We start from the raw sequence: 9791 nt of genomic DNA, 5'->3' as shown, positions 1-9791 counted from the left end.
GTCGCTCGGTGAGACGCTGCCGGAGTACATGGTGCCGTCCGCGGTCGTGGTCCTGGACGCGCTCCCGCTGACCCCGCACGGCAAACTCGACCGCAAGGCCCTCCCCGACCCCGAGTACGCCGCCGGCGCAACGTCCCGAGCGCCTGTCTCGGAGCGGGAACAGCAGCTCTGCGGGCTCTTCGCGGAGGTCCTGCGGGTGCCCGAGGCCGGCGTCGACGACAGCTTCTTCGACCTCGGCGGCGACAGCATCATGTCGATCCAGTTGGTGAGTGCGGCACGCCGGGCCGGACTGCGGCTCTCTCCGCGTGACGTCTTCGAGTGCAAGACGGTGGCCCGCCTCGCCGAGGTCGCCCAGGACACGGGGGATGCCGCACCGACGGCACCGGACGACGGGGTGGGCGAGGTCCCGCTCACGCCGATCATGAAGGAACTGGCCTCCCGCGGCGGCCCGTTCGCGGAGTTCAACCAGTCCACCGTGCTGCGCGTCCCGCCCGCGCTGAGCCGCCAGACCCTGACGCGGGCGCTGCAGGCGGTGCTCGACCACCACGACGCGCTGCGGATGCGGCTCACCGTGCCGGACGGCACCGAGGACTGGTCCCTTGAGGTGACCGAGGCGGGATCCGTGAGCGCGGAAGGCTGTGTCGAGCGCATCGACGCGGCCGGACTCGACGAGGCGGAACTGCGTGCCGTGATGACCGAGCACGGGGCACGGGCCCGGACCCGCCTGTCCCCGCGTGACGGGATCATGGTGCGGGCGGTCTGGTTCGACCGTGGCCGTGACACCCCCGGTCAACTGCTGCTCGTACTTCACCACTTGGTGGTGGACGGGGTGTCGATGCGGATCCTCGCCCCGGACCTCGCCCAGGCCTGGCGGGACGTCGCGGCCGGCCGTGAGGCGGTCCTCGAACCGGTGGGCACCTCCCTGCGCCGCTGGGCACGGCACCTGCACGAGCTGGCCCGCGAACCGCGGACCACCGCCGAGCTGGGCCACTGGACGCGGGTGCTGGGGCACCCGGACGCGCCGCTGGGCGCCCGCCCGCTGGACCCGGTGCGCGACACCGTCGCCTCGACCGGTCACCTGACACGGGAACTGCCCGCGGACGTGACCGAGCCCCTCCTGACGACGGTGCCGGCGGCGTTCCACGCGGAGATCAACGACGTCCTGCTCACCGCCTTCGCGACGGCGGTCCGCCGGTGGCGGGGCGCGGCGGCCGAACACGGCGTACTCGTGGAGCTGGAAGCCCACGGCCGCGCGGAGGAGGTGCTGCCGGGCGCTGATCTCACCCGTACCGTCGGATGGTTCACCACCACCCATCCCGTCCGGCTCGACACCGCCGGGACGGCCGACGAGGGCGCGGCGCTGAAGCGGGTGAAGGAGCAGCTGCGGGCCGTTCCGGGCAAGGGACTGGGCCATGGGCTGCTGCGCCGGCTCAACCCCAGGACGGCGGCGATCCTCGCCCCGCTCTCCCGCCCGCAGATCAAGTTCAACTACCTGGGCCGGTTCGCCTCCCGGGAACAGGAGGCGGCCGACTGGGCGACGGCGCCCGGCACCGCGGGCATCGGCGGCGGACGGGACGCCGCGATGCCGCTGACCCATGCGGTCGAACTGAACGCCATCACCCGCGACGGCGAGGACGGGCCCGAACTCCTCGCCGCCTGGACCTGGGCCCAGGGGCTGCTCACCGAGGAAGAGGTGCAGGAGCTTGCCCAGGAGTGGTTCCGGGCGCTGCGCGCGCTCGTCGACCACGCGGCCGACGGGACCTCGGGCGGGTTCACCCCGTCCGACGTACCGCTGGCCATGTTGGACCAGAGCGACATCGACCGGCTCGAAGCCGAGTGGAGGACGTCGGAATGAAGCAGTCCGCGTTGGAGGACATACTGCCGCTGTCTCCGTTGCAGGAGGGGCTGCTGTTCCACAACGTCTTCGACGAGAAGGCGCTGGACATCTACACCGTTCAGATGGTTCTGGACCTTCAGGGGGCGCTGGACGCCAAGGCGTTGCGGACCGCCGCGCAGGCGCTCCTGGCGCGGCACGCCAACCTCCGTACGGCGCTGCGCCACGAGGGTCTGAGCCGGCCGGTCCAGATCGTGCTGAGGGACGTACCCCTCGACTGGCACGAGGTGGATCTGAGCGGACTGCCGCCCGACCAGCGGGAACGCGAGGCGCGCCGGGTCCTCGACGCGGACCGCGCCCGCCGCTTCGACCTGGCCCAACCACCGCTCGTGCGGTTCACCCTGCTGCGGTACGGGCCGGACCGGCACCGCTTCGTGCTGACCAACCACCATGTGCTGTGGGACGGATGGTCGCGCCCGGTGCTGCTGCGCGAGCTGCTGGCGCTGTACCTGAACGGCGGCGACACCTCACGGCTGCCGCGCGTCCGCCCGTACCGCGACTACCTCGGCTGGCTCGCCGGACGTGACCGCGAGGCGGGCGAGCGCGCCTGGCGGGAGGCGCTCGCCGGCCTTGAGGAGCCGTTCCGGGTCGCGCCCGCCGCCTCCGGCCGGGTGCCCGTGGTCCCCGGCCGGATCGAACTGGCGCTCACGGAGCAGGAGACGGCACGGCTGACCGAACGCGCCCGCGAACTCGGTGTCACCCTCAACACCGTGGCGCAGGCGGCCTGGGCGATCGTGCTGTCCCGTCTGGTGGGCCGCACCGACGTGGTGTTCGGCGTGACCGTCTCCGGGCGGCCGCCGGAGCTGGACGGTGTCGAGAACATGGTCGGCCTGTTCATCAACACCCTGCCGCTGCGCCTGCGGCTGAACCCCGCGCAGCCGCTCGCCGACCTGCTCGGCCGGCTCCAGTCGGAGCAGGCCCGGCTCCTCGACCACCAGTACCTGGGCCTGACCCGGATCCAGGAACTGGCGGGCCTGGGCGAGCTGTTCGACTCGGTACTCGTCTTCGAGAACTATCCGCTCGACCCGGCGAGCGCCCCGGCCGCGGACGCGTCCGCGCCGCCGCACGGCGTGCGGGTCACCGGCGTCGAGACCCAGGACGGCATGCACTATCCGCTCGGCCTGATCGTCAAGCCGGGCAGCCGCCTGCGGTTCCGCGTCGACTTCCGCCCCGACGTGTTCACCGAGGAGACGGCCACGGCCGTCGGCGAACGGCTGCGCCGCGTCCTGACCGCGGTCCTGGACGACCCCCGGCGCCCCGTCGGCACACTCGACGTGCTCTCCCGCGCCGAGCGGCGCCGCGTCCTGGAGGAATGGAACGACACGGCCCGCGAGGTCCGCCGCAGCGATGTCGTCACCCTGTTCCAGGAGCAGGCCGCCCGCACGCCCGGCGCCGAGGCCGTGGTCAGCGGCGCCGAGCGGCTGACCTACGCCGAGCTGAACGAGCGCGCGAACCGGCTGGCGAGGCTGCTCGTCGCCCGCGGCGCGGCGCCCGAGCGGTTCGTGGCCCTGGCGCTGCCGCGCACCGTGCAGGCGGCGGTCGGCATGCTGGCCGTACTCAAGACGGGCGCCGCGTACCTGCCGCTGGACCCCGGCCACCCCGCCGACCGCATCGCCCACATGCTGGACAGCGCCGACCCGGCCCTGCTGCTCACCACCAGGGAGCTGGCCCCGGCGCTGCCGGAGCACGCCGCACCCCGGATCCTCCTCGACGACGCCGACCCGGCGGCGTACTCCGGCGCGGACCTGAGCGACGCCGACCGCGTGGCGCCGCTGTCCCTCGCCAACCCCGCCTACGTCGTCTTCACCTCGGGCTCGACGGGCCGCCCCAAGGGCGTCGTCATCGAACACCGCTCGCTGGGCGCCTACCTGGTACGGGCCAAGGAGGCGTACCCGACCGCCGCCGGCACCACGCTGCTGCACTCGCCGATCTCCTTCGACCTGACGGTGACCGGCCTGTACACCCCGCTGGTCAGCGGCGGCCGCGTGCACATCGCCGAACTCACCGAAGGGGCCGCCGCCGGTCCGCCCGCCACGTTCCTCAAGGGCACACCCAGCGTCCTCGCCCTCCTCGACGAACTGCCGGACGAGGTGTCGCCCACCCGCACCCTGATGCTCGGCGGCGAACTGCTGGTGGGCGAGGCCCTGGACCGCTGGCGGGCCCGGCACCCCGACGCCACCGTGATCAACGTCTACGGCGCCACGGAAGCCACCGTGAACAGCGTCGAGAACCCCATCGCACCCGGCACGAAGGTCCCCGCCGGAGCCGTCCCGGTGGGCCGCCCCTTCTGGAACACCCGCATCCTCGTCCTCGACGCCGGGCTCCAGCCGGCCCCGCCGGGCACGGCCGGCGAGGTGTACATCGCCGGCACCGGCCTCGCCCGCGGCTACCTCGGACGGCAGGACCTGACCGCGGAGCGCTTCGTGGCCTGCCCCTACGGCGCGCCCGGTGAACGCATGTACCGCACCGGAGACCTGGCCCGCTGGAACGAGGCCGGCGAACTGGAGTTCGTGGGCCGCGTCGACGGACAGGTCAAGATCCGCGGCTACCGCATCGAGCTGGGCGAGATCGAGTCCGTGGTCGGCGGCCATCCGGACGTGGCGCGCACCGCCGTCGTGGTGCGCGAGGACGTGCCCGGCGACCGGCGGCTCGTCGCGTACGTCGTCCCCGAGCAGGGCGCGGCGCCCGCGCCGGCGGCGGTGCGCGAGCACGCCGCGGCCACGCTCCCGGAGTACATGGTGCCGGACGCGGTGATCGCCCTCGACGCGCTGCCGCTGACCCCGAACGGCAAGCTGGACCGCCGGGCCCTGCCCGCGCCCGAGCACGAGGCCGTCCCCGGCGGACGCGCGCCGCGCTCACCGCGCGAGGAGATCCTCTGCTCGCTCTTCGCCGAGGTGCTGCGCCGGCCGGCCGTCGGCATCGACGACGACTTCTTCGACCTGGGCGGCCACTCGCTGCTCGCCACCCGCCTGGTGAGCCGTATCCGCGCCACCCTGGACGTCGAACTGTCGGTGCGCCGGCTCTTCGACACGCCCACCGTGGCAGGACTCGCGGGGGCCCTGGACGGCGGCGGCGACGCCCGGCGCGCCGTGACCCGGCCGGCCGTCCGGCCGGAGCGGCTGCCGTTGTCGTACGCCCAGTCACGGCTGTGGTTCCTGCACCGCATGGAGGGCCCCAGCCCCACCTACAACATCCCGGTCTCCCGGCGCTTCCACGGCCCGCTCGACCGGGCCGCGCTGCGACAGGCCCTCGACGACGTCGTGGCCCGCCACGAGTCGCTGCGCACCGTGTTCGCCGAGGACGCCGACGGCGCCCACCAGATCGTGCGCGACCCGGCCGGGGCCACCGTGCCGTTCCACACCGTCGTCACCGACGAGGCCCGGCTGCCGGGAGAACTGCGGGCCGCGAGCAGGTACGGTTTCGACCTGGCACGCGAACTGCCCCTGCGCGCGACCCTGTTCGAGCTGGGCCCCGAGGACCACGTGCTGCTCCTGCTCGTCCACCACATCGCAGGCGACGCCTGGTCGCGGCGGCCCCTGGGCCGGGACCTGGCCACCGCCTACGCCGCCCGCTGTGCCGGGAGCGCGCCGCGGTGGCGGGAACTGCCCGTGCAGTACGCCGACTACACGCTGTGGCAGCGCGAGACACTCGGCTCCGAGGAGGACCCCGGCAGCCTCGTCTCGCGCCAGCTCGCCCACTGGCGGCAGGCGCTCGCGGGACTGCCCGAGGAGCTCGACCTGCCCGCCGACCGGCCGAGGCCCGCGGTGGCCGGCCGGACCGGCGCCCGCGTCGGCTTCCAGGTACCGGCGGACCTCCACGCCGCTCTGGTCGAGCTGGCCCGGAAGAACCGGGCGACCGTCTTCATGGTCGTACAGGCCGCACTGGCCGTGACCCTGTCCCGGGTGGGCGCGGGCGACGACATCCCGATCGGCACCCCGATCGCCGGACGCACCGACGACGCCCTGGAGGACCTGGTCGGCTTCTTCGTCAACACCCTCGTCCTGCGCACCGACACCTCCGGCGACCCGACCTTCGAGGAACTGGTGCGCCGGGTCCGTGAGGAGTCCCTCGCCGCCTACGCCCACCAGGACGTGCCGTTCGAACGGCTGGTGGAACTGCTCAACCCGGCCCGGTCCCTGGCCCGCCACCCGCTGTTCCAGGTGATGCTGGCGTTCAACAACACCGACCAGCAGGCCGCGCACGAGGCCATCGAGCAACTGCCCGGCCTGAAGGTGACCGGCCAGGCCGTCGGCTCCGCCGTCTCCCGCTTCGACCTGCTCTTCGCGTTCGCCGACGTGCACGACGGCGACGGCACCCCCGCCGGCCTCAACGCCGTCCTCGAATACAGCGCCGACCTGTTCGACGCCGCCACGGCCGAGGCGCTCGCCGAACGGTTCCTGCGGCTGCTGCGCGCACTGGCCGAGGCACCCGGGCAGCCCATCGGCCGGGCCGAACTGCTCGACCCCGGCGAGCGGGCCCGGCTGCTCACCCGCCCCCGCGTCCGTCGGCTGCCCCGCGCGAGCCTCACCCAGCGGTTCGAGGAGCAGGCACGCCGCACCCCGCAGGCCGTGGCAGTGCAGGACGGCACGAGGACCCTGACGTACGAGCAGCTCGACGCGGCGTCAGGCCGGCTCGCCGGGCTGCTGGCCCGCCGCGGCGCCCGCCCCGAGCGCCTGGTGGGGCTCGCCCTGCGCCGCTCGGCTGACCTCGTCGTCGCACTGCTCGCCGTGCTCAGGACCGGCGCGGGCTACCTGCCGCTCGACCCGGAGTACCCGGCGGAACGCCTCGCCCGCATGACCGAGGACGCGCGACCGGTCCTGGTCCTGACGACGGCCGAGGTCGCCCCGAGGCTGCCCGGCGAGGCCGGCCCCCTGCTGCTCCTCGACGCGCCCGGCACCGCCGCGGACCGGGCCGAGCCCCCCGCGACGCCTCCACCGGCCGGGACACTGTCACCGGACCGCCCGGTGTACGCCGTCTACACCTCCGGTTCGACGGGCCGCCCGAAGGGTGTTCTGATGCCCGCACGGGCCATGGACAACCTGGTCTCCTGGCACGAGGAGGCCATGCCCCCGCGCCGGCCCGGCGCGGCCGTCGCCCAGTTCGCGGGGATCAGCTTCGACGTGTCGGTGCACGAGATCCTCTCCGCGCTGCTCGGCGGGAAACACCTCGTGCCCTGCCCGGAGGACGTCCGGCGCGACCCGCGCCGACTGGTGCGCTGGCTGGAGGAGAACGACATCGAGCAGCTGCACGCACCCAACCTGGTCGTCGAGGCGCTGGCCGAGGCGGCGGCGGAACTCGGCGCACCGCTGCCGCGCCTGACCGACGTCGCCCAGGCCGGCGAGGCGCTCAACCTCACCCCCACCGTCCGTGGGTTCTTCGCCGCGCGGCCGGGCCTGCGGCTGCACAACCACTACGGCCCCAGCGAGACCCACGCGGCGACCGGCGCCACCCTGCCCGGCGACCCGGCGGACTGGCCCGCCACCGCCCCGATCGGCACGGCCGTCGACAACACCGGCCTGTACGTGCTCGACGACCGTCTGCGCCCGGTGCCCCCGGGCGTGGTCGGCGAGCTGTACGTCACCGGCGCCGGCCTGGCCCGCGGCTACCTCGGCCGTCCGGCACCGACCGCGGAGCGCTTCGTGGCCTGCCCCTTCGAACCGGGCGAGCGCATGTACCGCACCGGCGACCGGGTGCGGCTGCGCGCCGACGGGCAGCTGGAGTTCCTGGGCCGCGCCGACCAGCAGATCAAACTGCGCGGCTTCCGTATCGAACCCGGCGAGGTGGAGGCCGCGCTCTGCGCGCACCCGCGCATCGCCCAGGCCGCCGTCGTGCTGCGCGAGGACCGGCCCGGCGACCGCCGCCTGGTGGCGTACGCGGTACCGGCCGGCGAGCTGCCCGGCACCCCCGAGCTACGCGCCCACCTCGGCGAACGGCTGCCGGACTACATGATCCCGGCCGTCTTCACGGCCGTCGGCGAACTGCCGCTGACCGCCAACGGCAAACTCGACCGGCGGGCCCTGCCCGTCCCCCCCTACGCGGCACGCGCCGGACGGGGCCCGAACGGCCCGCGCGAGGAGGTGCTGTGCACCCTCTTCGCCGAGGTGCTCAAGGTGCCCGAAGTGGGCGTCGACGACGACTTCTTCGCCCTGGGCGGCCACTCGCTGCTGGTGGCCCGGCTGCTCGGCCGGATCCGCGCCGTCCTCGGCGCCGACCTGTCCATCCGGAGCCTGTTCGAGGCGCCGACCGTCGCGCTCCTGGCCGAGGAGATCGACCGAGGAATCCGACACGACCCGTTCGGCGAACTGCTCCCACTGCGCGAACGGGGCACGGACACACCGCTGTTCTGCGTCCACCCGGCGGCCGGCCTCGGCTGGTGCTACGCCGGACTGCTCGCCCACCTCGATCCGGACACCCCGCTCTACGCCCTCCAGGCCCGCGGGATCGGGGACCGCGACGCGCGGCTGCCCGCCGACGTGACTCAGATGGCGGCCTCGTACGCCGAACTGATCCGTTCGGTCCGGCCCGAGGGCCCCTACCGCATCCTGGGCTGGTCCTTCGGCGGCCCGGTCGCCCAGGCCGTCGCCACCCGGCTCCAGGCGCTGGGCGCCGAGGTGGAGCTGCTGTGCCTGGTGGACGCCTACCCGTCGAGCGGCCGTGGCCGCCAGGCCCCCGAACGCTCCGAGGCGGAGATCGTCGCGAACAGCCTGCGGTCGATCGGGTTCGACTTCGAGATGAGCGAGCTGAGCGACGACCGCTTCCCCGTGGAGCGCTACCGGGAATTCCTGCGGCGCGAGAACAGGGCGCTGGCCGAGTTGACGGCGGACGAAGTCGTCGCGGTCAAGAACGTCTACGTGAACAATGTGCGGATGATGTCCCGCCACGAACCCGAAGTCTTCCGCGGTGATGTGCTCTTCTTCACAGCTGCCCGGGTTTCCGAGGAAACCCGGAACCGGCGTGACGTCACTGCCTGGAATCCCTATACGGAAGGTCGGTTGGAAAACTACGATGTGGATGCCGAGCACGAGGAATTGCTGACGGAGCCGGCACCCACTGCCCGGATAGGGCGAGTTGTCGCCGAGAAGATGAACGAGTTGCGGACCGGGTCCGCACCGATACAGGGGGTCTGAACGATGAGCAATCCGTTCGAGGACGCGGACGGCACGTACCTGGTCCTGGTCAACGACGAGGGCCAGCACTCGCTGTGGCCGTCCTTCGCCGAGGTGCCGGACGGCTGGACCGTCGTCGTGGAGGAGACGGACCGGCAGACGTGCCTGGACTACATCAACGAGAACTGGACCGACATGCGGCCGGCCAGCCTGATCGCGGCGATGGACGCCGCGGGCTCGGCGAACTGAGAGGCGGGCGCGCAGTGTTCCGGACGATGCTGAAGTCGAAGATCCACCGGGCCACGGTCACCCAGGCCGACCTGAACTACGTGGGCTCGCTCACCCTGGACCCGGACCTGATGGAGGCCGCCGACCTGCTCCACGGCGAGCTGGTCCACGTGGTCGACATCAACAACGGGTCGCGCCTGGAGACGTACGTCATCGAGGGCGAACGCGGCTCCGGGATGGTCAAGGTCAACGGCGCGGCGGCCCGGCTCGTCCACCAGGGCGACCTGGTGATCATCATCGGGTACGGCGTCGTGGCCGACGCCCAGGCCCGGGAGCTGAAGCCGTGCGTGGTCTTCGTGGACGAGCACAACCGGATCCTGGAGGAGAGCGACGACCCCGCACTGGCCGGCGGGGTCGGCGTCCTGGAGCCGGCGCCGGCGGCCCGCTGAGCCGGGCACACGGGACCGCCGGGGGGGGGGGGGGGGGGGGGCCCGGCCCCCCCCCGCCGCCCCCACCGCGCGGGGGGGGGGGGGGGCCCCCCCCCCCCCCCAAAGCCGAGACGG

4 protein-coding genes are annotated in these 9791 nt (G+C 73.6%); all 4 read left to right on the top strand.

Annotated features, from left to right (window positions below):
- Window positions 1-1855, top strand: a 1855-nt coding sequence (locus tag AB0G56_RS41595; RefSeq protein WP_360981380.1) for a condensation domain-containing protein, incomplete at its 5' end; no start/stop codon positions are given.
- A complete protein-coding gene (locus tag AB0G56_RS41590; RefSeq protein ID WP_360981377.1) occupies window positions 1852-9021 on the top strand; it encodes an amino acid adenylation domain-containing protein in 7170 nt (2389 codons plus the stop codon). The genes AB0G56_RS41595 and AB0G56_RS41590, both read left to right, overlap by 4 nt.
- Before the next feature lie 3 nt (window positions 9022-9024).
- On the top strand, window positions 9025-9249 hold the full coding sequence (locus AB0G56_RS41585; protein ID WP_360981374.1) for an MbtH family protein: 225 nt from the start codon (window positions 9025-9027) through the stop codon (window positions 9247-9249).
- A 14-nt stretch (window positions 9250-9263) separates the two neighbouring features.
- Window positions 9264-9677, top strand: a complete 414-nt coding sequence (panD, locus tag AB0G56_RS41580; protein WP_360981371.1) for an aspartate 1-decarboxylase — start codon at window positions 9264-9266, stop codon at window positions 9675-9677.
- Window positions 9678-9791: the final 114 nt, after the last annotated feature.

The sequence above is a fragment of the Streptomyces sp. NPDC021356 genome (assembly GCF_040641015.1).
Lineage (GTDB): Bacteria > Actinomycetota > Actinomycetes > Streptomycetales > Streptomycetaceae > Streptomyces.
This window is presented reverse-complemented; position numbering and strand designations above follow the sequence as displayed.

Bases quoted from the DNA above. Each gene is read 5' to 3' on its own strand.
- AB0G56_RS41590 (WP_360981377.1), top strand. From the start codon at position 1,852: ATGAAGCAGTCCGCGTTGGAGGACATACTGCCGCTGTCTCCGTTGCAG.
- AB0G56_RS41585 (WP_360981374.1), top strand. From the start codon at position 9,025: ATGAGCAATCCGTTCGAGGACGCGGACGGCACGTACCTGGTCCTGGTC.